This window comes from Pseudoalteromonas sp. P1-30 (assembly GCF_001400005.1).
In the GTDB taxonomy this organism is placed as follows: domain Bacteria; phylum Pseudomonadota; class Gammaproteobacteria; order Enterobacterales; family Alteromonadaceae; genus Pseudoalteromonas; species Pseudoalteromonas atlantica.
Genome location: NZ_LKBC01000002.1, coordinates 495607 through 522271, shown reverse-complemented (window position 1 = coordinate 522271; position 26665 = coordinate 495607). Strand labels below are relative to the sequence as shown.

Genomic DNA, 26665 nt, shown 5'->3' with positions numbered 1-26665 from the left:
TTATTTTAACCCTTCAAAAAAAGTGCGTAGTACATTGGTTATATCGCGGTGTACTTTATCAATACTTTGGTTGGCATCTACGGTTTTTATTGAGCTATCGTCATTTGCCAGCTCAACATAACGCATGCGCGTGCGCTGAAAAAACTCAATGGCTTCTTGCTCAATTCTATCAAGCTCTCCACGGCCTTTAGCACGCTCAAGGCCTATTACGGGGTCTATGTCTAGGTATATGGTTAAATCAGGTTTTAACCCTTTTAATACCATAGACGACAAAGACGATAAGGTATTAGCGCTTATGCCGCGCCCGCCACCTTGATACGCTTGAGATGATAAATCGTGGCGATCTGCTAATACCCACTGCCCTTTATCAAGCGCCGGATTAATTACATTATGCATAAGCTGCGAGCGAGCTGCGTACATAATAAGTAGTTCGGTTTCAAAGGCTATGTCTTCTTCATGCTCGGCTTTTACTAAAGTACGTAAAGACTCGGCAAGGGGTGTACCACCTGGCTCGCGTACGTTAATAAAGTCTATTTGTTTTTTATTTAAAAAGTCTTGGCATAACGAAATAGCCGTTGATTTACCTGCGCCTTCAAGGCCTTCAATAACAATAAATTTTGGTTTCATATAAAGTTTAATTCGTTTTATTTAATATATACGTTTTAACTGCCGCGTTGTGTTGCTTTAACGTGGTTGAAAATTGGTGACTGCCATCGCCCTTCGCCACAAAATAAACATACTGTGTTTTAGGCGGATTAAGCGCTGCTAAAATAGCCGCTTTTGAGGGCATGGCAATGGGTGTTGGCGGCAGCCCTTTAATGCGATACGTATTATAGGGTGTGTAATCGCGTAAATCTTTTCGTTTAATGTCACCGTCAAAACTCTCTCCTAGGCCATATATTACGGTGGGATCGGTTTGTAGGCGCATATTTGCGTTTAATCTATTTATAAAAACGGCGGCTATTAATGGGCGCTCGCTGGCAAGGCCTGTTTCTTTTTCGATAATAGAGGCCATGATCAGTGCATCATATGCGTTTTTATACGGTAGGTTTTCTGCACGTTGTGGCCATGCTTGCTCAAGTGTTTGCTGCATTTTAACGGCCGCACGTTTTAATAAACTACTGGCAGTATCACCGCTGTGATAATGATATGTATCTGGAAACAGCCACCCTTCTAAATGGCCTTTTTCACCTACTATTTGCTGCGCCAGTTGCTCTGTATTTAAGTTATTAGTTAAATGCGGCGCACTACTAATGGCTGCTATCACTTCGCGTAAGTTTTGCCCTTCGATAATAGTAAAGCTAAAACTGATTTGCTCACCGTTGTTTATTTTTTTTATATTATTAATAACGCTTGTATTCGTTAGCTCGTACAAGCCGGCTTTTAAGTCGGTTAGTGTTGGGTCAAGCTTTGCAATTACTTGGTAACGCCAGCAGCTTTTTAACCAATTATTAGCTTGCCATTGTTTACATAGCTGGTTAAAGCCCATGCCTTTTTTAACTTCAAACTGGGTAGGCGTTGTTATATTTAGCGGGCTAGTTATTGTTGCTTGTAATTGCTGATACCCTACTAGCGTTGTAACTAAAGCTAACAATAATACCGATAAAATAACTTTTAACACTTAGCCTCCTTGGCTAATAATTCATTTAATAAACACATGCTTTGCTCAACATTAAATGTATGTTGTTCTATACGATTAACGGGCACAGCGCCCATTAAGCTATTACAAATAAATACAGCACTAGCTTGGGTTAATTCATTTAGGCTTACTTGCTTAAATTCAACCGCTAATTTATCACATAACGATTGCAGATAAACCCCTTTAATACCGCATTGCTCAAGGCTTGGCGTATATAGCTTATTATCACTAATAGTAAAAATATTAGCTGCCGAGGCTTCAATCACATTGTTTTGATGATCGAGTACTAAAACATCGTCACATTGCTGTTTTGCCATGGCGTTTTTAATCAGCACTTGTTCTAGTCGGTTAAGTGTTTTTAAACCAGCTAATAAAGGTTGGGCTGCTAATTTTATTGGGCTTAGGGCTAAACTCACCCCTGTTTTAGTTAATGCTGGGTAGCTTTGAGGAAACTCTAACACGGTAATTAAAATGGTTAAATGGGTGTGTTGCGGCAATCCATAGCCTCGCCCACCTTCTCCGCGGGTGATCACTATTTTAATCACATTTAATTGGCAGCCAGTAATCGCCTTTGCAATATGTTGCTCAAGCTCAGTAAAGTTAATTGCAGGAAACGCTAAGCGTTTTGCGCATTCTACCAAACGTGCTTTATGGTACTGCCAATGCTCTACCTGCCCAGCAATTACTTTGGCTGTGGTAAAAAAGCCATCACCGTAGTTAAGGCCTCTATCGCGTGTATTAATCGCACTTGTATCATCGGTTGTTATTATTGTTTGCATATTGAATGGCTTGCATAAAAAAAGCCCAGTTAAACAACTGAGCTCTTATAATGTGGTTCGTTGTTAAAAAGGATTATACCTTTTTAAATAGCAACGAGCCATTAGTCCCACCAAAACCAAATGAGTTACACAATGCAAAGTCGAGTTTTGCATCACGTGCAGTGTGGGCTATGTAATCTAAGTCACAGCCTTCATCTGGGTTATCTAGGTTAATGGTGGGCGATACTTTTTGATCGGCCAGCGATAAAATAGAAATAATAGACTCTACAGAACCCGCTGCGCCTAATAGGTGTCCCATCATCGATTTAGACGAGCCTACCATTACATCTTGCGCTGCACTGCCAAAAATAGTTTTAACAGCTTGCGTTTCGGCTTTGTCGCCTGCATTAGTAGATGTACCGTGTGCGTTAATGTAACCAACTTGGTCTGCATTTACTTGTGCATCGTTTAATGCATTTTGCATAGCAAGTGCCGCACCTGCACCGTCTTCCGGTGGCGAGGTCATGTGATACGCATCACCGCTCATACCAAATCCAACAAGCTCAGCATAAATTTTAGCGCCACGGGCTTTAGCGTGTTCATACTCTTCTACTACAACAACACCTGCACCATCAGATAGTACAAAACCATCGCGGTCTTTGTCCCACGGACGCGACGCAGCTTGTGGGTCGTCGTTACGGGTAGAAAGCGCACGTGCAGCATTAAAGCCACCCATACCAATAGGTGTACAGGCTTTTTCTGCGCCACCGGCAACCATCGCATCGGCATCGCCGTAAGCAATCATACGCGCTGCATGGCCAATATTGTGCAGGCCTGTAGTACATGCCGTCACAATAGAAATATTAGGACCACGTAAACCATGCATCATTGATAAATGGCCCGAGATCATATTAATAATGGTTGATGGCACATAAAATGGAGAAAGCTTACGTGGGCCACTGTTAAGCAGCTTTATGTGGTTTTCTTCAATTAGGGTTAATCCACCAATGCCTGAACCTACAGCAACGCCAATACGTGTTGCGTTTTGTTCAGTAACTTCAAGGCCTGAGTCTTGAAAGGCTTGAACACCCGCTGCAATGCCGTACTGAATAAATAAGTCCATTTTTTTAGTATCTTTCGCCGACATGTATGCAGTTGCATCAAAGTCATTTATGAGTCCAGCGAATTTAGTACCAAATTTTGATGTATCAAAGTGGGTTATATTTTGTATACCACTTTTACCATCTAATAAGCCTTGCCAGGTAGATTGCACATCATTACCTAGCGGCGTCAACATTCCTAAGCCAGTTACGACGACTCGACGTTTAGCCACGGTTTGCCTCCAATAAGGGATATTTAAACCAATTGATTAAAATAGTATTACTTTAGTAAGCCGTTTAACTCACTAAGTTTAAATCTATTGGCATTACAAAGGGAATTCATACCCAAGCGACCTCAAAGTGCGAGTCTCAAATTCAACTAAAGATATGCTATTACAAATGAATGCAGTAGAGAGTAAAAGCGGGTGAATTTGAATCATGAACTTTGAGGTGGTTTGGATATATAGATTAAAGGCAGCGAATGCTGCCTTTAATATGCGATTAATTACTCAGCGTGAGCTGATACGTAATCGATTGCAGATTGTACTGTAGTGATCTTTTCAGCTTCTTCATCTGGGATCTCAGTATCAAACTCTTCTTCAAGAGCCATAACTAGTTCAACAGTATCAAGAGAATCTGCACCTAGGTCGTCTACGAAAGAAGCTTCGTTTTTAACTTCTTCTTCTTTAACACCTAGCTGTTCGATGATAATTTTTTTTACGCGTTCTTGGATATCGCTCATTCTTCTTTCCTTTATTAAAAACGCCAATGCGTTATTTTCAGATTGCGGCGTAGTTTACGCCGCATAATTCTCTGATTCAATGATTTGAACATAAATAATTGTCTGGTCAAACCTCTGAGTGTTTGTTTTGTCTTTTATCGCTTATTTTCACAGCGATTTCAAGTATGTTTAAAGCAAGATCATAAAAATTTCAATGTTTTTGAGGTCACTTACTTAAGTTATTTTTAGCATTTGCTTATAACAATGGCGGTTAAACCATGTACATCGCGCCATTTACATGCAAAGTCTCGCCAGATACATACGCAGCCGCGTCAGATGCTAAATAACACACTGCCGCTGCTATTTCGTCAGGCTGACCTAATCGACCTGCTGGTACATTAGCAAGGGTGGCCGCTTTTTGATCTTCTGTTAGCTCATCGGTCATATCAGTTTGAATAAAACCAGGGGCTACTACATTTACTGTAATGCCGCGCGATGCAACTTCGCGTGCAAGCGATTTAGAAAAGCCAATAACACCCGCTTTAGCTGCCGCGTAGTTAGCTTGGCCTGCATTACCCATAGTGCCCACAACTGAGCCAATATTAATAATACGGCCGTTCTTTTTCTTCATCATTGGGCGTAATACCGCTTTAGATAAACGGAAGATAGAGCTTAAGTTAGTGTCGATAATATCGTCCCACTCACCGTCTTTCATACGCATTAATAAATTATCACGGGTAATACCTGCGTTATTTACAAGTACGTCAACATCGCCTAAGTCGGCTTTTATTGCTGCTAATGTAGCCTCAATCGATGCAGGATCGGTTACGTTTAAAGCATAACCCATACCGTTATCACCTAAGTAATCGCTAATTTTAGCCGCGCCTGACTCACTCGTAGCAGTACCTGCTACTTTTGCGCCTTGCGCTACTAAAGTGTTTGCAATTGCTTTACCAATACCACGGCTTGCGCCAGTAATTAGGACAACTTTGCCCTCTAATGAAAATAAATTAGTCATTTTATATTCTCTTATTTTGCAGCGTCGATAGCAGCAGCGTCATTTACTGAGCCACATACCATTGCTTTATCAATTCGTTTTGCAAGTCCAGTTAATACTTTACCTGGGCCAAATTCGTAGCTTTGCGTAATGCCTTGAGCAACTAAAGCCTGTACTGTTTCTGTCCAACGAACTGGGCTGTATAGTTGACGTACCAATGCATCTTTAATTGCATCAGCCGAGCTTTGTGCTTTTACATCAACATTATTAATTACATCACACTTAGGTGTATTAAATGTTAAAGCGGCTAAATCGTTGGCAAGTTTTTCAGCCGCTGGTTTCATTAGTTCACAATGTGAAGGCACGCTCACACTCAGTGGTAAGGCACGTTTTGCGCCGGCATCTTTACACGCTTGTGAAGCTCTATCAACAGCAGCTTTATGCCCTGCAATAACCACTTGCCCTGGTGAGTTATAATTTACCGGTGAAACAACCTCGCCTTGTGCAGACTCTTCACATGCTGTTTTTATTTGCTCATCGCCTAAACCAATAATGGCAGCCATAGAGCCTACGCCCGCAGGCACAGCTTCTTGCATGTATAAGCCACGGTTTTCAACAAGTTTTACCGCTTCACCTAGGCTAATAACCTCACTACATACCAATGCAGAGTATTCACCTAAGCTGTGACCAGCCATAACCACATCCACATCTGGGTTTGCAGCTAACCAGTGGCGGTAAATTGCCACGCTTGCTGTTAATAAAGCAGGTTGAGTGCGGTGAGTTTGATTAAGTTCTTCTTCTGGGCCATTTAGTACAAGCGCTGCTAAATCGTAGCCAAGTGCGCTTGACGCTTCGCTAAAGGTTGCTTTTACAATGTCAGAGCTCTCTAGTAGCTCGCTTAACATGCCAACGCTTTGTGAGCCCTGACCAGGAAATAGAAGTGCAATTTTTTGTGCCATACTTTGCTCTTTTTAATTAAACAAAAATTTAGTGTAACTACGGCACCTAAACGTTATTCGGCCGCCGAGTTTTTAGAATGTGTTTTTTCGAAAATAGCGGCTATTTTATCTGGAAGTTGACGTTCAACCTCTTTTACCGCTTCATCGATTGCTGCTTGAAATGCTTTTGCTGATGCATTTCCATGGCTTTTAACGACAATACCGCGCAATCCTACCAGAGAAGCGCCGTTATACTGGTCGGGGTTCACCCGATTATAGAGTTTTTTTATGATAGGACTTAAAATAAACGCCATGCATTTGTAAATTAAGTGCTTTTCTAAGGCGCTTGTAAACTTTTTCATGATCAGTTTAGCAATGCCTTCGCAGGTTTTTAATGCAACGTTTCCGACAAACCCTTCACACACAATGACATCGGCTTTTCCCGAAAAAATATCACTGCCTTCACTGTAACCCGTGTAATTAATATAAGGGCTTTGCTGCATAAGCTGCGCTGCTTGCTTTATGCCTTCATGGCCTTTTATGTCTTCAGAGCCAATATTAAGTAAACTCACTTTAGGGTTGTCGCAGCCAAGAGCTTGGCCTGCTACTACCGAGCCCATAATGCCAAATTGATAAAGTATTTCTGAATCACAATGCACATTAGCGCCTAAATCAAGCAGATAAACTGGATTTTTTCGCTCTGTAGGAACGGCCGATATTAATGCAGGGCGTTTAACACCAGGCAGCATTTTTAATACGTAATGAGCCATAAAAAATAAAGCGCCGGTGTTACCCGAGCTTACACAGGCTTGTGCTTCACCCGATTTAACTAAATCAAGGGCGACACGCATAGAGGAGTCTTTTTTAGAACGCACAGCTAAAGCGGGTTCGCAGGCATTAGTGACAACTTCGCTGCAATGGCGAATAATTAAACGTGGGTGTGAAAGTGAATCGAGGGATTCTAATTGATTAGTAATTACTTGCTCGTTGCCACATAAAATGAGTGTTAAATTGGCATGAGCATTTACTGCGCAAACGGCAGCGGGGATAGATGAACGGGGGCCATAATCGCCCCCCATCATATCTAACGCTATGGTTAGATTAGTCAGCATAAAGCAATCTCTTAGTTAGAAATTACTTGAACGCCTTTGTAGTAACCGTCAGCAGTTACATGGTGACGACGATGAGTCTCACCTGAAGTTTGGTCAACTGTTAAAGTTGGACCGTTGATCGCATCGTGTGAACGGCGCATGCCGCGTCTTGCACGAGACTTTTTGCTTTTTTGTACAGCCATTAGTCTTCTCCTAAGAATCTTTCTTAAGTTGTTTCAAAATATCAAATGGATTTGGTTTATCATCTTCCGCCTTTAGTACACCAAAGCTAGCAGGCTTTGATGAGTAATTGCACGAAGCTTCGTTGTGTGTAGGCACTAATGGCACTGCTAAAATTAACTCGTCTTCGATTAACTCAAACACGTTAATTTCACCGTTTTCATCAAGCGCTACTTCATCGTAGACTTCAGGAAGATCATCTGACTCAGCATCCAAACCAACAGGCGAATACATAAAGTCTTGATCCAAATCCAACCCTAAATCATCATTACAACGCTGACAAGTTACAGTTACGTGTGTAGACAAATTGCCACTAATCACAACTAAACCTTGCTCATCGGTTTTGCACTGAATTTTTACCGCTATTTCACCTACTTCTTCCTGTACAACACCTCGTAAACGAGCAAGTTTTTCAAGCGGTACAATACCATCGTAAGTTAAACGGTGTTGCGCTGCTTTCCCAGGATGAAGAGTGATGGGAATTTTTACCTTTTGCATAGGGGCTGCATCATATAGATAGTTAATTGGTTAGTCAAAGCAAAAAAGCATTTTTACATGGTTTTTCACGTGTTTTCATTACGGATCTGATTTATCCTAACTCAAACTAATTTTAATTAGGATAATAATTTATGAAGCACCCGCTTATATTAGCGTCAAGCTCGCCATTTAGGCAGTCTTTATTGCAAAAATTTAATCTGCCATTTAGGACTTTTTCGCCTGATATTGACGAAACCGCCATACCAAACGAACCCCCTGAGCAACTTGTTAAGCGCCTAAGCGAGCGTAAAGCGCGTGCCGCTTGCGATCATTTTGTTAAAGGCCTTGCAATCGGCTCCGACCAAGTGGCCGTATTTGATGGGCAAATACTTGGTAAACCTCATAATAAAGAAAACGCCATAAAGCAGCTTTCTTTGTTTAGCGGCCAAACTGTCACGTTTTTAACAGGCCTGTGTGTTTACGATATTGCTAGCGATAAAGCAAAAACGTTAATAGAGCCTTTTGAAGTAGTATTTAGAACACTCACCAAAGAGCAAATAGAAGCCTACTGCGATGCAGAGCAGCCTTATAACTGTGCTGGGAGCTTTAAAAGTGAAGGATTAGGGATATGCTTATTTGAAAAATTAAACGGAGACGATCCTAATAGCTTAATAGGCTTGCCTCTTATTAAACTCAGCCAGCTATTGGCTGAGTTTAATCTCGACATACTCGCCGCTCAACCTTAGCCAAGTAGTATGCGTTGCAGCTGCTGGTAATTATCAACGGTTGCAACGGGGCTAAACTCACTTAACTGCGCTGCACTGTGCACGCCCATGGTAACGCCAATTCTATCTATGTTGGCTGCCTGTGCCATGGCCATATCTATTTTTGTATCCCCAATCATGAGTGCTTCGTCGGCATTTATTGCTAATTCAACTAATAGTTGTTCAAGCATATCGGGGGAAGGTTTAGAGTGCGCTTCATCGCTTGTGCGCGTGGCACTAAAGTAATGCCCTAACTGAGTTTGCTCTAATAAACGCATTAAACCATCACGCCCTTTACCAGTGGCAATCGCTAAAATAACCCCTTGTGCTTTTAACGCACTTAGTACATTTTCTACATTATCAAATACAGGAGTGGCAGTCGTATCAACACGGTATTGCTGTTTATAGCCGTTAACTAATGCGGGATGGTGCGCTACGTCCTCAGGAAATAGCACCTCAATAGCAAGTTCAAGCGACATACCAATAATATTTTTAATTGCAGTGTCGCTCGGCGGCTCAATATTAAGCGCCAGCGCACTGTGACGAATACAATTAACAATTTTGCTAATTGAGTCCATTACAGTGCCATCCCAATCAAAAATAACCAGTTTATATTTTTTTAATACAGCGGTGGTCATTACGCTTTAGCATCTCTTAATTTTAAAATACAACTTTTAAGTGCGTTATCAAGCGGTGCCTCTACACGCATGGTAGTTTCGTTTTTAGGGTGATAAAAGCTTAAATCGTGGGCGTGTAAAAATAAGCGATTTAAGCCTATTTTGCGCATTGATAAATCAAACCCTTGGTCGCCGTATTTATCATCGCATGCAATAGGGTGGCCTTTACACTGTGTATGTACACGAATTTGGTGAGTACGCCCAGTCACAGGTGAGGCTTGCACTAACGAGCACTCGTTAAAACGCTCAAGTACTCTAAATCGAGTATGTGAAGGTTTACCTTCGTTATTGTCTACACGCACCACGCGCTCGCCCGACTTGAGGGTGTTTTTACGCAGCCCTTCAGTTACATTTTTAACCGACGAATCCCACTGCCCTGTTACCAACGCCCAGTAATTTTTTTCCATTGTTTTTTCACGCAGCTGCTCATGCAATGCGGTAAGTACCGAGCGACGCTTTGAAATTAATAAACACCCCGATGTGTCTCTATCAAGCCTATGTACTAGCTCTAAACTGCGCTCATCTGGGCGTAATACGCGTAGTGCTTCTATTAAACCGTAGCTTAAGCCACTGCCGCCATGTACAGCCATGCCCGAGGGCTTGTTAATTACAATAAGGTATTTATCTTCAAAGAGTATTGCGTCTTCTAATTGCTTTACTTTATCAAGCTTTTTAGGCACAAACTCTTCGCGCTCTGCTACTTTAATTGGCGGAATACGCACTACATCATCAAGCTGTAATTTGTAAACTGGCTTAATACGCTTTTTATTAACGCGGACCTCGCCTTTGCGTAAAATTTTATAAACAGCGCTTTTAGGCACCCCTTTTAAATGGGTAATAAGAAAGTTATCAATACGCTGACCTAAATGGTCTTCGTTGATTGTGACAAAAGTTACTTGTAAGCCGGTTTTTTCTGACATTGCCTAATCACTGATTTAAGTAAAATAATTTAGTTGCTAACACGGTTATAATAGTGGGATAATCAGCAGCGCAAATATTTAGTATTTGCAAATAACAACGGTGCTTTTTAACACATTAAAACATTCGTGATGCACATTCTGGGTAGCCGATCATACAGATCCGAGTTAAGTTTTCCAAAGCTTTTATGCCTACTCAGTTAACACGTGCGATCAACTAACAGTAATGCGCGTAATATATTACTGGTTAAGTTTGAACATGAATTTACATTTAATGTAAAAATAAAAGCAATGAACAAATAATTTGTTTGATAGTGACGACGTAAAAACGTTGTTCAGCATTTGCTCACACGTAGTACCGTATAGCAGCTTATTTAGAACTAAAAATCTAGCAAATAAGCGTTTATTAACATTCGGCAGCGAACTTTGCTCGCAAGTACTTAGAAAATACTCATCGTATTTAAGTTACTTAACGAGCCTTACGCGCCTAACATAAACGTACTAAAAAGATTGATATGACAGGCCAACTTCTGGGTAAAACTTGTAAAGAGCGTAAGAGCCGACAGTTTTAGCACCATAAAGAATTTAATAACGTAAGCGTACGTTATTGTTAGCCAGCATTTAAAAAATACTGCATACACATTACAGAGCGTTCCGTTACAGACCCAGTCGTGAGGCTGCACATTCTAAAAAAAGGAACAACTGAACAGGCGAACACGTTTCGTCATGTCAGCGACAAAAAATAAGTAGAGTAACAATATGAAACGTATGCTAATCAATGCAACGCAGCAAGAAGAAATGCGCGTAGCACTGGTTGACGGCCAGCGCCTATATGATTTAGATATAGAAAGCCCAGGTCACGAACAGAAAAAAGCCAATATTTATAAAGGCAAAATCACACGCATTGAACCCTCTTTAGAAGCGGCTTTCGTAGATTACGGCGCCGATCGTCATGGTTTCCTTCCTTTAAAAGAAATTGCTCGTACTTACTTCCCACAAGGTTATACTTTTCATGGTCGCCCAAATATTCGCGACGTGATTAAAGAAGGCCAAGAAGTAATTGTACAAGTTGATAAAGAAGAGCGCGGCCAAAAAGGCGCAGCACTTACTACCTTTATTAGCGTAGCGGGTAGCTACTTAGTGCTAATGCCAAACAACCCTCGTGCTGGCGGTATTTCTCGTCGTATTGAAGGCGATGAGCGTACAGACCTTAAAGAAGCACTTAGCCGATTAGAACTTCCTAAAGGTATGGGCTTAATTGTTCGTACAGCAGGTGTTGGCAAATCGTTTGAAGAATTAAACTACGATTTAAAAGCACTTTTAGTACATTGGGATGCAATTCAACAAGCAGCCGACAGTGCTAAAGCGCCGTTTTTGATTCACCAAGAAAGCAATGTGATTTTCCGCGCTATTCGCGATTATTTACGTCGTGATATTGGTGAAATATTAATTGATAAACCACGTGTATTTGAAGAAGCTAAAGCGCACATTGAGCGTTTTCGCCCTGACTTTATGAGCCGCGTAAAGCTTTATCAAGGCGACACGCCATTGTTTACGCATTACCAAATTGAAAGCCAAATTGAGTCTGCATTCCAACGTGAAGTACGTTTGCCTTCAGGTGGTTCAATTGTAATTGACCCAACAGAAGCGCTTACCTCTATTGATATCAACTCCTCTAAAGCAACAAAAGGCGGAGATATCGAAGAAACAGCACTGAATACTAACTTAGAAGCGGCTGATGAAATTGCCCGTCAATTACGTCTTCGCGACTTAGGTGGCTTAATTGTTATCGACTTTATCGATATGACTCCACCACGCCATCAGCGTGAAGTAGAAAACCGCTTAAAAGATGCCGCTCGTCCAGATCGTGCGCGTGTACAAATTGGTAAAATTTCGCGCTTTGGTTTACTTGAAATGTCGCGCCAGCGTTTGCGCCCTTCACTAGGTGAAGCAAGCCAAGGCCCATGTCCGCGTTGTAGCGGCCAAGGTACTATTCGTTCTAACGAGTCTATCGCCTTGTCTATTTTGCGTTTAATTGAAGAAGAAGCAATTAAAGACAACACAGCACAAGTAAATGCACAAGTGCCTGTAGCAGTTGCCGCTTATTTATTAAACGAGCAGCGCAGAAGCGTTCATCGTATTGAAAAACATCATAAATGTGATGTGGTTATTATTCCTAATCAACACATGGAAACACCGCACTACGAAGTGATGCGTTTACGTAAAGACGAAACACTAGAAACAGTAAGTTACGAGCAAGTTGTTGCACCTGAGCCAGAGTCGTTCGAAATGGCTAAACCAGCAGCTGCGCCTGTTCGTGAAGAGCCGATGCTTAAAGGTGTTGTTATGCCTTCAACGCCAGCGCCACAAGCTAAAGTAGACAAACCAGCAGCGCCTGTTGCTGTACCTAAGGTTGAAGGTGGCCTATTGGCTGCTATTGGTAATTGGTTTAAGTCGTTATTTGCTGGTGAAAGCGAAGAAGAAAAGCAAGCAAAAGAAAAAGCTGAGCAAGAAAAGCAACAGCAAACACGTAATAACAATCGCCGTGGTAACAGTGACAACCGTCGCCGCAATAACAACCAGCGTCGTCGTAATAACTCTCGCTCTAAACCTCGTGGTGAACGTCCTGCTGAAGAAGATGTGAAAACTGAATCTACCGCGAACGAAAGCCAAGAGAAAAACGAGAACCGCAATAAGCGCCGTCGTAATCCTAACTCGCGTAAGCGTAACGATAACCGTAATAACGACAATCGTACCGCCGACAAAGAGCAAGTTAAAACAGACGCAAAAGCGAATGAAACTGAGGCTAAGCAAAGCACTGAGCCTAAAGAGCAAAAGCCAAAAGTTCGCCGTCAACGTCGTAATGTTCGCAAAAAAGTACGTATCCAAGATGAAAATACTGAGCAAGTAAAAGCATCTGATACAACTGAGCAAGCGCAGCAAAGCACTGAAACAGCTAAAGTAGAGCAGCCTAAAGCGCAAGAGCAAGCGCCAGCAGCAAAGCAAACTGCAAATGAGCAAAAGTCAGAGCAAACAAAACCTGCACCTGTGAAAGAGCAAGCGCCTAAAGCACAACCTGAGCAAGAAGAAAAGCCAGTAGCTGCAGCGTCAACTGACGAAGCAAACTCTGAAGATGAGCAAGGGCAAACACGTACGCGTTCACGCCGTTCTCCTCGTCACCTTCGCGCTTCGGGCCAGCGTCGCCGTCGTCCTGAACAAGGTGAAGCTACAGAAGAAAAAGCAGATGAAGCTCCGGCATTTGTGCCAGTAGCAGATCAAGCTGCCGCTGAATATGAGGCAGAGCTAAAAGCAAAAGCTGAACAGCCAACCTCAAACGATGCATCAGAAAATGTTGAGCAAGCGTTAGCTGTAGAAGACTTAGCTAAAGTTGAAGCTGCCCCTAAAGCAGAGCAACCAACAGCCAATGACGATGCAGTACAAACTGTTGACCCTGAAACAGCTGAAGAGCCAGTTGTCGTTACTGAGCAACCAATAACAGCATCTGAGCCTGTGAAATCAGAACCTGAAGTAGCTGAGCAACCAGCAACACCAGAGCCTGTTAAAGCTGAGCCTGAAGTAGCTGAACAACCAGCAACACCAGAGCCTGTTAAAGCAGAGCCCTGAGCAACCAGCAACACCAGAACCTGTTAAAGCAGAGCCTGACGTAGTTGAGCAACCAGCGAAACCTGAGCCTGTTAAAGCAGAGCCTGAAGTAGCTGAGCAACCAGCGAAACCTGAGCCTGTTAAAGCAGAGACTGAAGTAGCTGAGCAAAAAGATGCCAATGCAAAAACGGTTATTAGCAAAGGGGCTGCAAGCGCACCTATGGCTCAACCGACACCAGTTGCTGATAGCGACGTAAAGCATACATCAGTTGCCATGGCACACGATAAACGTGAGTTAGTTCCTGATAGTGGCTTACGCGCAGGGTCAATTAAACCTGCAGGTCGTGCTAGTTCAGACATGACTAAAACAATGAGCGCTGAGTAACCCTTAGCCTCATTAAAAAGCCGCGCTATGTAAAATAGCGCGGCTTTTTTGTTTTAATACCTGTCTTGTCCTGAAATGTGTTTTGTCATTTACCCCTCTTTCGCTTCTCTTTGCGCAATAGATCTGCATTTTTTTTATTAGTAAAAAATTAAAAAAACCAAAACGCTGATTCTCGCGTGAGCAAGCTTCACGCCTACGGGCGAAATTTCATACAGTGAATTTTAAATTGTACACTCAGCTTGTTGGCGTGATGGGCAAAGCCCGTAATAAACGCATATTCACAAAGAGGATAAGAGACGCTGCGCTTTTAGAGTGAGTAATAAAGCTAAACAAGCTAATTTAAAAGGGCTCAGCTAATAAACCATAGCTTGTATTTTCTCATTTGTTCCTCTTTCACTTCTCTTTGTGCAATAGATTTTTAAGTGGCTTTACTACCTAGCAAAAATAAAAAAAGCGCGATATAAATATCGCGCTCTTAAATCGGCTTTTAACTAGATCAAATGAGTTTACTCACTTTCATTTTCCATAAAGCGCTGTAACTGATCTTTTAAGTTTGGTGGAATGCCTTTAATGACCAGTGTATCGGTCGCTTCATTGTAAGTTACGCGCTCACCTAAATGTTTACGCTCAAAACTAACACTAACACCGCCCCCTAAACCCGAAAACTTAACCATACTGGTCACCGTTTTTTTATCGACCGGGAAAGAGTCTTCTAAATCGTAGCTTTGCTCTTTGCAAAAGTTATCAAACGGACTATCGTCACCTTTCGTTAGCGTAGCCGAAAGCTCAGTAACGCTTGCATCTTCACCCGTGGTCACACAATCGTTACAGTAATCAAATACTTGCTTACGTAACTCATCTTTTTCTGATTTATCGAATGATTGCTCCGATAAATAGTCTTCAACGGCATTAAGCATCACTTGGCTTTGTTGTTTAGGGTCTATGCCCTCTTCACAACCTAAAAAGTCTAAGAAAAAGTCTGCTACTTTTCGCCCTGCTCGCCCTTTAATAAAAGAGATATAGCGATTGTCCTCAGCTTGAGTATCCCACGCGGTTAAATCGATACGTGCAGCTAGTTGCATGCGCGATATATCTAAGTGGCGCGACGCTGCTAAATCAAGCTCAGAGGTCATGCTGTAGTGCTCTTTAATATTGATCATAGCTATTAGCATGTAATCAGTAGCCACATACTGATAATGACAAAATACTAAGTAGCCTGTTTCGCTAAAGGCGTATTTATCTAACTCTTCTTTTAAAACAGTAGATGCCTGCTCGGTCATGTGCCAAAAGCCTAACTCGTCATTACGATAGCTTTGCATTGCCGAGGCTACAACACTGTTTTTATCGCCACTAAATGCACAGTAACCTTTACCTGGCTTTGAGTTGTATGCATGATGAAGTTGTTCGATAAAAACAGCGACTTTATCGTTTATCACCATTTCATCGTTTCGTAGGTGAATTTGCGTATCGTCGTCTTTTTTGTCTACATAATGAACGACTAATTTTTTAACGTCTGTTGTCATCTTTGTTTTTCACGCCTCTGGTGTTAAAATACGAGAATATAACTCTTTTATTGAACCAACTGATGCCAATCTTATCAAAATACTCTAATGAAGAAGTAGAACAAATCGTCGATCAGCTTATTGATGTGCTAACGCAACACAATGCGCCGGTTGATTTAAGCCTTATGTGTTTAGGAAATTCTATCACGCATATCCTAAAAGAGCATGTACCTGCAGGGAAAAGACAAGCCGTAACTGAGAACTTTGCAAAAGCACTTGCTCAGTCGGTTAAATAAATTATATGAATTTATCGCAGCACAATCAGTTTTCGTCAAAAGCGAGTCAGTTATTAAGTTGGGGCCACTGGTTCACTTTTGCAAATATTGGTTTAGCGCTTTTTATTAGCCTAAGCTTTTTATTTGCAGATTCACCGCCAACTAGCTTTATGGGTATTACCTATATGTTAGTGACGTGGTTAAGCCATACGAGCTTTATCGCTTTTTTAGCATTTGTGCTGACGGTATTTCCTTTAAGCTTAGTGTTTCCCTACCCTCGACATATTCGAGGTATGGCTGCCGTTATTGCTACGCTTGGGGCGTCTATTTTAACGCTTGATGCGTATGTATACGTTAATTTGGGCTATCATTTAAGCTCTTCTGCGCTACCGGAAATCATTTCCTTACTGTGGCATCGTCTAACTAGCTCGCCTGCCCTTACTACATTGCTAGCCGGGGGGATTGTTTTACTCATTTTAGGCTTCCAATTAGTTGTAAGTAACTATACATGGCAGCACTTAGCGCGTTTAAAACAACTTAAGTTTGCCCGTTTTGCCAGCTCGTTTTTAGTGTTGTGTTTTGCACTTAGCCACAGTATTCACATTTGGGCAGATGCAAATTTAAAGTTTGATATAACGAAGCAAGATAACGTTTTACCGCTGTCGTACCCTACGACCGCTAAAAGCTTATTAGCAAAAAATGATTTGCTCGACATTGAAAGCTATAAACAAGCTCACAATGTAAGAATTAATAACCAAAATATTAATTACCAAATACCTGCGCCAATGCAAAAATGTGAAGATTACACTGCGCAGCAAGTCGATATTTTTGTATTTGATACCAACGAGCAGTTAAAACGCTTCGTTGCCAAGCATAAAAACCTACATAAAACTGATCAGTTTTTACAGCCAACACACCATGGCGATAGCTTGTTTAGTTTAGTGTATGGCTTACCTTCTTTTTATAAAATGGCTATTTTATCAGAGCAAACCTTGCCCGCGTGGCAAAGTCAGCGCAGAAGCATAGAGCTTGCTGGAATTGAAAAGCTAAACTTTATAAACGATCAAGCGCATTCAAACAGCGCAATTAAAATCATTAAAGGTGAAGATAATCCGTCTCCTCGCAGTGACGACACCCATATTTTTGCGTTTAGCTTAGCTAATAATAGCTCGGAAGTAGTTACATCATCGGTGTTATACAGCTCAGATAAGCGAATAGCCAAGGTAGATGGACTTATTCAACCCAGTGATATTATTGCAACCAGTGTAGGCCAATACTTAAACTGTAAGTCTGTGGTTAAACAAACCATGCTAGGTGAAAACCTGTATAAGAAAAAGACGGACACTGGCGTTAATTACTCTCAAGGCGTAGTTATTGCTTACAAAAAAGATAGAATTACGCTAATAGATTCAGACGGTAACTATAAAAATATATCTGCCGCTGAAGGTTTTTCTATTGAGCAAAGCCTCGATATCCCGTTTTTAGTACAAAGTATTAAAAAGCTAAAAACCTACACACAATAGCCCTATCCCTTAACCTAGCTTGCTATAACACCAAGCTAGGTTATATTTACTAAATCATAGTAAACGCTCAGGGATGAAATTAATGCAAAAACACACACTTTTTTTATGCGCAGTAATGGTATGCCCACTTTCTCTGCATGCGCAAAATGCCACAACTTACTATAAATGCGTGACAAAAAACGGCACTATCTTTTCGCAATTCCCTTGTAACGATAACGCTACCGCCTACACAATTAATACTGTATCGGGAATTAATTCTGCACCAGCGCAAGACTACACAAAAGAGCTAAACGCATTAGAGCGCGAACGGATTGTGCTTGACCTGCAAGCTGAGCTGAGAAGTAATACTAATAAATTAGCGATTATAAAACGTAAAAAAGACCGCGCAGAATACAACCAGCAACAGCGCCTCAACCGTATTTTAGATGACGAGGACAAAAAGTTAATTAGCAAAGATATTACCAAGCAATTAAAAATAATAAATAAAGATCATAAAAAGCAAACCACCGAAATTGAAAAGCGCATTAAAAAGTTAGAGAAAAAAATAGCTTCCTACCAATAGCATGGTTTTTGCCATCACACTCAATTATGCTTTAAACTAAAAGTATAAAAACTGAGAATATTTATCTTGGTTTTAAACTTAAAATAACATAACCTTAACAACTATAGAGTTAAAGCTCTAACGTGTATAACACTACAGCACCACTAACATTTATAAATGCTGTACTAAAATCGTTATATACACTTTTTTAAGGAGTGTTTATGCAGCCACGCCACATAGCTGAATTAATCTTAACGGGTTTTAAAAAGCATTATCAGCTGTTTCAAAAAACCACCGCCCAAGCCCCGCTTGCCTTTGCAAAGCGCGATTGGCAGCAAATTAATGAAATTAGTAAACTGCGTATTAGTTACTACGATGACAGAGTAAACGAGACCACTAAAGCATTAAAACAAGCACAGTTAACTGAGCAATTAGATGAGCAGCTTTGGCTTGAAGTAAAAATACTGTACCAACGCTTTTTATGCTTTCATCCTCAAGCTGAACTTGCCGAAACATTTTATAACTCAGTATTTTGCCGTTTGTACCACAGACGCTATTTTCATAACGACTTTATATTTGTACAAGCCACATTAAAAGATGCCCCAGCCATTCCTGTTGAGGCAGAGTACCGCAGCTACTTTCCAGTGGTTGATGGTTTAAAGCCCACAATAAAGCGCATTATTGAGCATTTTGATTTTAAAGCCCCGTTTGTAAATTTAGAGCGGGATATACGTTTGCTCGTAAAGGCATTTTACAAACAAGCACCCGACACTCACCACCAGCCTTGGCAAATGCGCTTTGATATTTTGCACGCGCCTTTTTATCGTAATAAAGCTGCTTACATAGTCGGCCGTGTGGTCTCTCAAAGCGGTGTACAGCCTTTTATTATTGCGGTACTGCACCATGAAGATAAAGGCTTATACCTCGATGCGCTATTAACCAAATCATCGCAAATGCGGGTGATTTTTGGCTTTGCACGGGCTTATTTTATGGTTGAAACCCATGCGCCCTCAGCCATGGTGCGATTTTTAAATCAACTTATGCCTAATAAAACACTCGCTGAGCTTTATAATGCCATTGGGTTTCATAAACAAGGTAAGACAGAGTTTTACCGTGAATTTTTACATCACTTGTCTCACTCAGACGATAACTTTATTATAGCGCCAGGCACACCAGGCATGGTGATGATGGTATTTACACTGCCCTCTTTTGGCTATGTATTTAAAGTAATTAAAGATAAGTTTGGCGAAAGCAAACCGTTTGGCCGTGATACCGTGCTTAAACGCTATCAACTGGTAAAAAGCCACGATCGGGTTGGTCGCATGGCCGATACCATAGAATACTCTAACGTCGTATTTCCTTTGGCACGCTTTGATAGTAATTTACTGGCACAGTTACATAAAACCATTGGCTCATCTATGGTAATTGAAGGCCCGTGGCTTATTATCAAGCATTTATATATTGAAAGGCGCATGACACCGCTTAATTTATTTTTAGAAAACGCCAGCGAAGAAAGTGCTGCCGATGCAATAGAAGAGTATGGCCAAGCACTTAAAGAAATGATTGCGGTAAATATATTCCCAGGCGATATGCTGCTTAAAAACTTTGGGGTAAGCAAACACAAGCGCATTATTTTTTACGACTACGATGAGGTTCAATACCTAACAGATATGAACTTTAGGGCCTTACCTAAGGCCAAAAGCTATGATGATTACTTAACTGATGAACAAAGTTACTCAGTTGCGCCGCAAGATGTTTTTCCTGAGCAACTTTGTACCTTTGTTATGCCAAACCCAAAGTACAAACAGTTTTTGCTCAGTACACACCCCGAGCTTGTTGATGTTAGTTTTTGGAAGCAAGCTCAGCAAAATATAAAAAAGGGTCATGTTAGTCACATATACCCATACCCGACAGCACAGCGCTTTATTCATCACTGGTAAGCGTTAAAGGACACACAATGAACATAAGTAAAATAGATTTAAATTTGCTGGTTTACCTCGACACTCTATTACGTGAGTGTAACGTAACCCGCGCCGCTAACCAGTTAAGTATTACTCAACCAGCTATGAGTAACGGCCTTAAGCGCTTAAGAAACTTGTTTAACGATCCAATTTTGGTACGTACCAGTGAAGGTATGGTCCCCACAGAGCGTGCTATAGAGCTGCAACCGGTTATTCGCGGTATATTAATGACCCTAGAAGAAACCCTCGCACCTAATCGCGAATTTGAAGCCAGCCAAAGTAAACGTGTTTTTAGAATAATGGCCAGTGACTATGCAGCCAGTACATTAGCGCCAAAGCTTTTAAGTAAACTTCATGAAGAAGCGCCCGATACAACCCTAGATATACTTACGCCTAGTGATGTAACGTTTCATGATGTTGAAAATGGTAAAGTGGATATGGCAATTAACCGCTTTGAAAACCTTCCGCAATCTTTTCATCATAAACGCATATGGAAAGACAGCTTTTGCTGCTTAGTAAAAGCCGACAACCCAATTATCGAAAACTTTAGCCTAGACAGCTATTTAAAAGCCCGCCATATATGGGTAAGTAAAACCGGCTTTGGGGTTGGCGTAGGTATGGACCCTAAAGATGTACAAAAGCTAGGTTGGGTAGATGAAGCACTTGCCCATTTTGGTAAACACCGAAATATTGCCACGTTTACCCGTAATTACCACGTAGCCATTCATTTAGCAAAAGAGCAAAATTTAGTGGCGACCTTACCTTCAAAGGCTGCCAATATTTACTTAGATGATGCAGGCCTTAAAATTTTAGAGCCGCCATTTCCTATTCCGCCTTTTGAACTAGATATGATTTGGAGCCCTTTACTGCATCGCGATGCAAGCCATATTTGGTTACGCCAAAAAGTAGCCGAAGTGGCGGATGAGCTTAAATAACCTTATTACAAAAGCTATGTAAAATTTGCGAGGTTATTTTATTTTAAATAACCTTGTAGCTTACTAAATAAATAAATAGCCAATAATTACAATAACTTAAAAATGAAAATAAAACTGGAATGGCCTTTGCTCTACTTACTATGAAACTTAAATTCATGTAAAGAGAGGTCATTATGAATACCCATCAAGGAACAGAAGCAACTCATATTACTGACATCATCCAAGTAATGAACAGTGGCATTGATTTTTATCAAAAAGCGCAAGAGAAAGTTGAAGACCCAGCCATTGGCGCATTATTTCAACGCATGATTGACGCACGAAAAGTAAGTGTTGAGCGCTTACAACCTTATGCAGTTAACGAAAAAGGTGAGCGTGAAGACGGCTCTTCTTTTGCTGTAGAAGCACGCAGAGCTTACACAGCCCTACTCACTTCATTTAGTTCTCATAACGATAAAACATACGTTAAAGAGCTTGAAGAGGTAGAAGATAAAACACTTGAAGAAATTAAAGCAGCGATGGATAAACCACAGCCAGCCGACTGTGAAGCAGCCTTAGCGAAAACCTTGCTAACGATGCAAAGCTGCCACACCGAAATGAGCCGTATGCAAAAGCATTAATTTTCAATTGCATATATTTAAAACCCAGCCTAGCCGCTGGGTTTTTTATTATTACAACGTCCAGTTTAAACCCTGCTATGTATAGCCAAGTCCAAAATGCCTCATTTAGTATTATCAAAGCCATACAGGGGGTATACCAATCCGTAATAATGTTTAATTAAGCGAATTGATATAATTTAACGCTGAGGTAAGGCGCAACACAATAAAATCGCGGTTGAGAAATAAATACTGAAAAGGCTAAATACAAAAAAAGGGCCTTACGGCCCTTTGAACTTAAATAACATAAGGGAGTGTTATTTATTAAAAACGGTATTCTGCGCCTACATAGTAATAAGCACCATTAAAGCCAAATGGCGCTGAACGGCGAGAGTATTCAAATACCCCATCACTGCTTACAATCGTATTGCCATTTGAATCTACAATTGTGCCCGAGCGTGAGTTACCAATAGTGTTTTTATCTGGGTACACGTCAAATAAGTTATTTGCACCAATATTTACAGATAAATCTTCAGTCACGAAGTAGTTAACTTTAACGTCAGTTAAAATTTCTGCACCGTAGGTTTGGCGTCCGCCATCTTCTACTGTGTATTCACCAAAGCGGTTAAGTGAAAGGTTTACAGTCCAATCACCACGCTGGTAAAGCGCACTTAAGTTGATGCGATCTTCTGGTTGCCACTCTTCAATAATTGAAATTTCTTGATCAGAGAAAACATCTTCAACCGGTACGGTTTCAAGCCCTGAGCCCGATGGTGTAAATAACGATACCACCTCAGTTTCAGTAAAGTTAGCTGCTAAAGTAAAATCAAGCGTGCCACCTAATCCCTCGGTATTCCAAGTAGCTACAAAATCAATACCCGAAGTTTCGGTATCTGCACCATTTAAGAAAAACTGTCCTGCACCTGCGCCTGAGCTGATTAATGCAGCATCTAGGCTTGAAGAAAGCCCTTTACCTAAACGGTTACTAATTACTATGCGGTCGTCAATATCAATTGAGTAGTAATCCACAGTAACATTAATGTTATCCGTTACGTTGTAGACAATACCTAAGCTGCGGTTTTGCGATTTTTCTTCTTTAAGTTTTGGAATACCTAAACTTTGTGCAAGGGTTGAATCGTTTCTGAATGTACCTACTTCTTCTGCAACTAATGAACCGTCTTCAGCCACAACGAATTGCGTACTGATATTGTTAAAATACAATTGCTGCATTGATGGCGCTCTAAAGCCTGAGCTTAATGCACCACGCAGTGACACATCATCAGTAATTGCCCAGTTACCAGCAAGCTTAAAGTTTACCGTGTCGCCAAAGCCTTTGTAATTATCATAACGCAGTGCGCCTGATAAAATGACATCTTCAATTAGGTAGGTTTCTGCATCAAGGTAAAACGAAATTACATCGCGTGACTCATCAACCGATGATGCCGGCGAAGAACCACCAAAACCTTGCGTGCCGCCAGAGGCATCTTCAGAGCCTACACCGCCACTTAAACCACTATAAATACTTACCCCATCAAGGGTGTCGTAATCACGATAAGCATATTCGCTACCCTCTAAAATACGGTATTCATCGGTACGAATTTCTGCACCCATAGCCAGTGAGTAGTCATCAAAGTTTTGTGTGAAATCTATATTAATGGTTTGCAGTGATAACTCCATGCCATAGGCATAGGCTTCACGTGGAATAGTACTGCGAATATCTGCGGCACTTAAACCTTGCTCGTAACGTAAAAAGTTAGCGTACGAGGCATTAATTGTGTCACTTGTTGTGTAATCAATGCTGTTTTCACCGTAGGTGTACGATACATCTAAACTTGCATCGTTATCAAAATCGGTTTTGTAACCAAAGTTGTAAGAAATATCATCAATTGTGGTATTAATTTTAGGTAAAAAGCCTAACGGGATAGTTGCATCGTTGTCTTGTAAAACAGGGTTACCGCCCGCATTTGCATTATGACGGAAAAACGCGGCTGATTCGTTATCGCGCGTTGAATAAGTAATAAAGCCATACAGCTCGCCATCACCTAACTCATACCCTGTATTGACGGTTAAGCCAAATTGTTGTGAGTCGGCATCACCAATACGAAAAGTGTCTCTGTCGGCGGTCAATTCACGCGGATCGCCTGCCAGTAAAGTACCGTCGCTAAGCTCTGTACACCCATAAAACTGACACGAGCCGTGCAAACCAGCGCGGTTAGTAGGCGAGCGGTCGCGGTAATTAAGTGTTGCATTTAAGTAGCCGCTATCACCTAGGGCAAACCCTTTATTAAAATCAACGTTTACTGTTTCGCCATCACCCTCTGAGTATTGGCCGTAATTAACCGCTGCTTTGCCGCCTTCGCTGCCATCTTTTAGTACAATATTAATTACACCGGCAATTGCATCTGAGCCGTATTGTGCTGCTGCGCCGTCTCGTAAAACTTCTATACGTTTAATAGCTGAGGCTGGAATAGCATTCATATCGGTACCTGCGGTACCACGCCCTACTGAGGTATTGATATGAATAATACTTGCCTGGTGGCGGCGCTTACCATTAATAAGCACAAGTGTTTGGTCAGGCCCTAAGCCACGCAGTGTTGCAGGTCGTAAGGCATCAGTGCCGTCACTGATTGACGAGCTTGAAAAGTTAAATGAAGGTGCAATAGATTGCAACATACGGCCAACTTCGGTTTGGCCTGTGTTTTCAAGTGCTTCAGCACTTAAAATATCAACGGGTACGGGTAAATCTTCTACTGAGCGCCCTGCTACGCGGCTACCTACAATAGCAATTTTTTCTATTTTCTCTTGTGCAACATCCTCTGCTGCATTCACACCGTGTGAATTTGCTGCAAGCAATGCTGGTAATACAGCTGCACTAACCCCTGAAAGCTTCATCATGTTGTTATCTTTCCTATTGATTTGTTTGAGTTTTATACTCAGTAAACCATTTTGATCAACAACCGCATCGAGCTCAGTCCCACTTAATAATGCTTGCAGTGCATCTAATTGGGTATAAAAACCATAAACCGAATTTGCTTGGTAATTTTTTGCCAACTCATAAGAAAACACCACGGTTTGCTCTGTTTGTTTAGCAAATTCTATTAAGGCTTTGTCTGCTCGCTGCGCTTGTATATCAAATTGCACCATTTGCCCAGTGGTCTGTGTTGCCCCTTGCACACTCAAGCTAAAAATAGCCGGAGCAAGTACACTTAAACCACTAAATAAATGCGTTTGGTTACTGCGCAATTTATATAAACAGCTGACAAACAAAATTCCTCTATAGTTTTTTATCTTTTTTTTAAACTTTTTTTTACTAATAACATTTAAAGATGCAACTTCACCTAACATTTGTTTGATATGCATAACATTTCTTATGATTTAGTTTGCTGTGTTAGGCTCACCATATGTTCACCTAAACGCTCATGCTCAATTGCAAAGTTAGTCTGTAAACTCTCAAGTAGCCCCTCAACATCGCCAGCTTTAAAAACACCCGCCACTTTTATATTGGCAAGCTCATCGCTTGAAAGCTCAAAACGCGTAGAGGTGTAACGGCTCACTTCATTTAATGCATCGCTTAAATGCTCACCATTAAAAATTAACATACCATTTTGCCACGCTAAATCACGCTGTACGTCATCCATAGAAAGCTGCGTGATAGGTTTAGTAATACTTTGCTCTATAATTGCTTTTTCACCAGAGATAACAATATTGGCATTGATTTTACGTACTTTTTTAGCGTTATTATCAGCCAGTTGGTAGTCTTTAAAATCGTTGGCACTTACAGCAACACTTGGGTCGGTGATCATCACTTTACCTTCGGTTACAACCAGCTCTAAATCAGAAGAGGTATTGCGTTGTACATTAAATACAGTACCAAGTGCCGTAAAGCTCTTATCGCCAGCCATCACACTAAATGGGCGCGATGCATCTTTTGCTACATTAAAACGCCCTTCACCCTTGCTCAGTAATAACTGACGACGCCCTTTGCTATAAGCTACCTCTAATAGGCTATTCGTGTTTAATTGCACTATGGTGCCGTCGGGTAAAACATACGTGGCTTGTTCGCCCACCTTCGTTGTATATATTTTGGTGTAATTTATTTTAGCCAGCTCTTCGTTGTAGCCGTTTTCAAGGTTAATTAATAAGTAACTACACACCATTAATGCTGCAAATAAGCTCGCGGCAATCGCACTAGAAAACGCCCATCTTTTTTTCTGGGGCTGTTTTACACTTCTATGCGGAAATAAACTGCTTAACTCGTTTAATACGGACAATTCATCCCATAGCTGCGCAAGTTCGTAGACGGCATCTTGATGGGCGGTGCTTTGCATCATCCAAAGCTTAAATTGCTCTTTTTCAATTTCGCTTAAGCCCCTATCAATTGCGCTGATCCATTGGCAGGCTTTTTCTAAAATTAAATCTTTTGATGTAAATTGATGAACATTACTCATTTTGCTGCCCTCTCAATTGATAGAGCCGAATTACAAGCAGAATTATGTGCCGCAGATTGGTTATGATTTTGTTCATGTTCTTTCATGTATAACATGGTTTGTAATAAACCTTTGGCAATGTGTTTTTCTACTGTGCTTTCACTTAATTGCATGTGCTGGGCGATTTCTTTTTGGCTCATACCGTACACTTTTTTAAATATAAAACATTTACGGATAGAAGAATTTAGTTGATCCGTTGCTCTGCAAAAAAGTAAAAAACGCTCTTTTGAGGTGTACTCATCCTCAAGTTGTGAGGATTTAAGCAGCGGGGGTAATTCTGCGTCGTGCTCTAACGAGTCATTAAACTTGTTATCCCACTTGGCTATATGATTAAGCGCTAAGTGCTTTGCAGTTTTAAGCATGTAACTGCGTCTAAACTGAATATCTTGTTTTAAATCAGCTTCGTAGCTTTTAATAAAGGTTTCTTGCACAATGTCTTCTACGTCATCGGGCTGTACAATACGCGACACAAAGCGTTTTAACTGCTTAGTGATATCAACAAACGTTGATGTCATATTTACTTTGGTAGTCATCCTTAACA

Annotated in this window: 23 protein-coding genes and 1 pseudogene; 8 read left to right on the top strand and 16 right to left on the bottom strand. The window is 41.1% G+C overall.

Going from position 1 to position 26665, the window contains the following annotated elements:
* The 10 genes from tmk to yceD form a co-directional block, all read right to left on the bottom strand.
* The gene (tmk, locus tag AN395_RS05840; protein WP_004587694.1) at nucleotides 1-627 is read right to left on the bottom strand and encodes a dTMP kinase; all 627 of its coding nucleotides are present in this window, start codon (nucleotides 625-627) and stop codon (nucleotides 1-3) included.
* Nucleotides 628-634: 7 nt separating this feature from the next.
* Complete coding sequence (mltG, locus tag AN395_RS05835; protein WP_004587693.1) at nucleotides 635-1621, bottom strand: endolytic transglycosylase MltG; 987 nt, start codon at nucleotides 1619-1621, stop codon at nucleotides 635-637.
* Entirely contained in the window at nucleotides 1615-2418 is an 804-nt protein-coding gene (gene pabC, locus AN395_RS05830) for an aminodeoxychorismate lyase (protein ID WP_054982361.1), read from the bottom strand. Before pabC ends, mltG begins: the two co-directional genes overlap by 7 nt.
* 73 nt (nucleotides 2419-2491) lie before the next feature.
* Nucleotides 2492-3730 carry a beta-ketoacyl-ACP synthase II gene (fabF, locus tag AN395_RS05825; RefSeq protein WP_004587691.1) on the bottom strand — a complete coding sequence of 413 codons (1239 nt, stop codon included), beginning with the start codon at nucleotides 3728-3730 and terminating at the stop codon, nucleotides 2492-2494.
* A gap of 272 nt (nucleotides 3731-4002) precedes the next feature.
* A complete protein-coding gene (gene acpP, locus AN395_RS05820; protein ID WP_004587690.1) occupies nucleotides 4003-4239 on the bottom strand; it encodes an acyl carrier protein in 237 nt (78 codons plus the stop codon).
* Between the two features lie 250 nt (nucleotides 4240-4489).
* Nucleotides 4490-5236, bottom strand: coding sequence for a 3-oxoacyl-ACP reductase FabG (gene fabG / locus AN395_RS05815; protein ID WP_054982360.1), 747 nt, complete (start codon nucleotides 5234-5236; stop codon nucleotides 4490-4492).
* An 11-nt stretch (nucleotides 5237-5247) separates the two neighbouring features.
* Nucleotides 5248-6174: an ACP S-malonyltransferase gene (fabD, locus tag AN395_RS05810; protein ID WP_054982359.1), complete on the bottom strand. Its 927-nt coding sequence runs from the start codon at nucleotides 6172-6174 to the stop codon at nucleotides 5248-5250.
* Between the two features lie 53 nt (nucleotides 6175-6227).
* The gene (gene plsX / locus AN395_RS05805; RefSeq protein ID WP_004587687.1) at nucleotides 6228-7265 is read right to left on the bottom strand and encodes a phosphate acyltransferase PlsX; all 1038 of its coding nucleotides are present in this window, start codon (nucleotides 7263-7265) and stop codon (nucleotides 6228-6230) included.
* A gap of 11 nt (nucleotides 7266-7276) precedes the next feature.
* Nucleotides 7277-7447, bottom strand: coding sequence for a 50S ribosomal protein L32 (gene rpmF, locus AN395_RS05800; RefSeq protein WP_004587686.1), 171 nt, complete (start codon nucleotides 7445-7447; stop codon nucleotides 7277-7279).
* 10 nt (nucleotides 7448-7457) lie between these two features.
* Nucleotides 7458-7982: a 23S rRNA accumulation protein YceD gene (yceD, locus tag AN395_RS05795; RefSeq protein ID WP_004587685.1), complete on the bottom strand. Its 525-nt coding sequence runs from the start codon at nucleotides 7980-7982 to the stop codon at nucleotides 7458-7460.
* Nucleotides 7983-8113: 131 nt separating this feature from the next.
* Here yceD and AN395_RS05790 point away from each other — a divergent pair, with 131 nt between their 5' ends.
* Nucleotides 8114-8707 carry a nucleoside triphosphate pyrophosphatase gene (locus AN395_RS05790; RefSeq protein ID WP_054982358.1) on the top strand — a complete coding sequence of 198 codons (594 nt, stop codon included), beginning with the start codon at nucleotides 8114-8116 and terminating at the stop codon, nucleotides 8705-8707.
* Here AN395_RS05790 and AN395_RS05785 read toward each other — a convergent pair.
* Nucleotides 8704-9363: an HAD-IA family hydrolase gene (locus AN395_RS05785; protein WP_054982357.1), complete on the bottom strand. Its 660-nt coding sequence runs from the start codon at nucleotides 9361-9363 to the stop codon at nucleotides 8704-8706. The genes AN395_RS05790 and AN395_RS05785 overlap by 4 nt on opposite strands.
* Entirely contained in the window at nucleotides 9363-10322 is a 960-nt protein-coding gene (rluC, locus tag AN395_RS05780; RefSeq protein WP_054982356.1) for a 23S rRNA pseudouridine(955/2504/2580) synthase RluC, read from the bottom strand. The genes AN395_RS05785 and rluC overlap by 1 nt, the downstream gene beginning before the upstream one ends.
* A gap of 756 nt (nucleotides 10323-11078) precedes the next feature.
* Between rluC and rne the strand changes: the two are divergent.
* Nucleotides 11079-14307: pseudogene (rne, locus tag AN395_RS05775) on the top strand (ribonuclease E).
* Between the two features lie 506 nt (nucleotides 14308-14813).
* Here rne and yejK read toward each other — a convergent pair.
* A complete protein-coding gene (yejK, locus tag AN395_RS05770; protein ID WP_004588924.1) occupies nucleotides 14814-15830 on the bottom strand; it encodes a nucleoid-associated protein YejK in 1017 nt (338 codons plus the stop codon).
* Between the two features lie 62 nt (nucleotides 15831-15892).
* Here yejK and AN395_RS05765 point away from each other — a divergent pair, with 62 nt between their 5' ends.
* From AN395_RS05765 to AN395_RS05740, 6 genes are all read left to right on the top strand, one after another.
* The gene (locus tag AN395_RS05765) at nucleotides 15893-16105 is read left to right on the top strand and encodes a DUF1414 domain-containing protein (RefSeq protein WP_004588923.1); all 213 of its coding nucleotides are present in this window, start codon (nucleotides 15893-15895) and stop codon (nucleotides 16103-16105) included.
* A gap of 5 nt (nucleotides 16106-16110) precedes the next feature.
* Nucleotides 16111-17607 (top strand): DUF3413 domain-containing protein, encoded by a 1497-nt coding sequence (locus AN395_RS05760; protein WP_004588922.1) that lies wholly within the window; start codon nucleotides 16111-16113, stop codon nucleotides 17605-17607.
* Nucleotides 17608-17689: 82 nt separating this feature from the next.
* Entirely contained in the window at nucleotides 17690-18169 is a 480-nt protein-coding gene (locus tag AN395_RS05755; protein ID WP_054982670.1) for a hypothetical protein, read from the top strand.
* A 200-nt stretch (nucleotides 18170-18369) separates the two neighbouring features.
* Complete coding sequence (gene aceK, locus AN395_RS05750; RefSeq protein WP_054982355.1) at nucleotides 18370-20088, top strand: bifunctional isocitrate dehydrogenase kinase/phosphatase; 1719 nt, start codon at nucleotides 18370-18372, stop codon at nucleotides 20086-20088.
* A gap of 17 nt (nucleotides 20089-20105) precedes the next feature.
* The gene (locus AN395_RS05745) at nucleotides 20106-21044 is read left to right on the top strand and encodes a LysR family transcriptional regulator (RefSeq protein WP_024032602.1); all 939 of its coding nucleotides are present in this window, start codon (nucleotides 20106-20108) and stop codon (nucleotides 21042-21044) included.
* A gap of 173 nt (nucleotides 21045-21217) precedes the next feature.
* Nucleotides 21218-21661, top strand: coding sequence for a PA2169 family four-helix-bundle protein (locus tag AN395_RS05740; protein ID WP_004588918.1), 444 nt, complete (start codon nucleotides 21218-21220; stop codon nucleotides 21659-21661).
* Nucleotides 21662-21961: 300 nt separating this feature from the next.
* Here AN395_RS05740 and AN395_RS05735 read toward each other — a convergent pair whose 3' ends face one another.
* Genes AN395_RS05735 through AN395_RS05725 form a run of 3 tightly spaced genes read right to left on the bottom strand, consistent with a single transcriptional unit; the run spans nucleotide 21962 to nucleotide 26657 of the window.
* Entirely contained in the window at nucleotides 21962-24997 is a 3036-nt protein-coding gene (locus AN395_RS05735) for a TonB-dependent siderophore receptor (protein ID WP_054982354.1), read from the bottom strand.
* Between the two features lie 8 nt (nucleotides 24998-25005).
* Nucleotides 25006-26085 (bottom strand): FecR family protein, encoded by a 1080-nt coding sequence (locus AN395_RS05730; RefSeq protein WP_054982353.1) that lies wholly within the window; start codon nucleotides 26083-26085, stop codon nucleotides 25006-25008.
* Nucleotides 26082-26657, bottom strand: a complete 576-nt coding sequence (locus AN395_RS05725; protein WP_004588915.1) for an RNA polymerase sigma factor — start codon at nucleotides 26655-26657, stop codon at nucleotides 26082-26084. Before AN395_RS05725 ends, AN395_RS05730 begins: the two co-directional genes overlap by 4 nt.
* Nucleotides 26658-26665: the final 8 nt, after the last annotated feature.

Excerpts from the sequence above, each read along its gene's own strand:
- tmk (WP_004587694.1), bottom strand. The coding sequence starts at position 627 with ATGAAACCAAAATTTATTGTTATTGAAGGCCTTGAAGGCGCAGGTAAA.
- pabC (WP_054982361.1), bottom strand. The coding sequence starts at position 2,418 with ATGCAAACAATAATAACAACCGATGATACAAGTGCGATTAATACACGC.
- acpP (WP_004587690.1), bottom strand. The coding sequence starts at position 4,239 with ATGAGCGATATCCAAGAACGCGTAAAAAAAATTATCATCGAACAGCTA.
- fabG (WP_054982360.1), bottom strand. The coding sequence starts at position 5,236 with ATGACTAATTTATTTTCATTAGAGGGCAAAGTTGTCCTAATTACTGGC.
- fabD (WP_054982359.1), bottom strand. The coding sequence starts at position 6,174 with ATGGCACAAAAAATTGCACTTCTATTTCCTGGTCAGGGCTCACAAAGC.
- plsX (WP_004587687.1), bottom strand. The coding sequence starts at position 7,265 with ATGCTGACTAATCTAACCATAGCGTTAGATATGATGGGGGGCGATTAT.
- rpmF (WP_004587686.1), bottom strand. The coding sequence starts at position 7,447 with ATGGCTGTACAAAAAAGCAAAAAGTCTCGTGCAAGACGCGGCATGCGC.
- yceD (WP_004587685.1), bottom strand. The coding sequence starts at position 7,982 with ATGCAAAAGGTAAAAATTCCCATCACTCTTCATCCTGGGAAAGCAGCG.
- AN395_RS05790 (WP_054982358.1), top strand. The coding sequence starts at position 8,114 with ATGAAGCACCCGCTTATATTAGCGTCAAGCTCGCCATTTAGGCAGTCT.
- AN395_RS05785 (WP_054982357.1), bottom strand. The coding sequence starts at position 9,363 with ATGACCACCGCTGTATTAAAAAAATATAAACTGGTTATTTTTGATTGG.
- rluC (WP_054982356.1), bottom strand. The coding sequence starts at position 10,322 with ATGTCAGAAAAAACCGGCTTACAAGTAACTTTTGTCACAATCAACGAA.
- yejK (WP_004588924.1), bottom strand. The coding sequence starts at position 15,830 with ATGACAACAGACGTTAAAAAATTAGTCGTTCATTATGTAGACAAAAAA.
- AN395_RS05765 (WP_004588923.1), top strand. The coding sequence starts at position 15,893 with ATGCCAATCTTATCAAAATACTCTAATGAAGAAGTAGAACAAATCGTC.
- AN395_RS05760 (WP_004588922.1), top strand. The coding sequence starts at position 16,111 with ATGAATTTATCGCAGCACAATCAGTTTTCGTCAAAAGCGAGTCAGTTA.
- AN395_RS05755 (WP_054982670.1), top strand. The coding sequence starts at position 17,690 with ATGCAAAAACACACACTTTTTTTATGCGCAGTAATGGTATGCCCACTT.
- aceK (WP_054982355.1), top strand. The coding sequence starts at position 18,370 with ATGCAGCCACGCCACATAGCTGAATTAATCTTAACGGGTTTTAAAAAG.
- AN395_RS05745 (WP_024032602.1), top strand. The coding sequence starts at position 20,106 with ATGAACATAAGTAAAATAGATTTAAATTTGCTGGTTTACCTCGACACT.
- AN395_RS05740 (WP_004588918.1), top strand. The coding sequence starts at position 21,218 with ATGAATACCCATCAAGGAACAGAAGCAACTCATATTACTGACATCATC.
- AN395_RS05735 (WP_054982354.1), bottom strand. The coding sequence starts at position 24,997 with ATGCATATCAAACAAATGTTAGGTGAAGTTGCATCTTTAAATGTTATT.
- AN395_RS05730 (WP_054982353.1), bottom strand. The coding sequence starts at position 26,085 with ATGAGTAATGTTCATCAATTTACATCAAAAGATTTAATTTTAGAAAAA.
- AN395_RS05725 (WP_004588915.1), bottom strand. The coding sequence starts at position 26,657 with ATGACTACCAAAGTAAATATGACATCAACGTTTGTTGATATCACTAAG.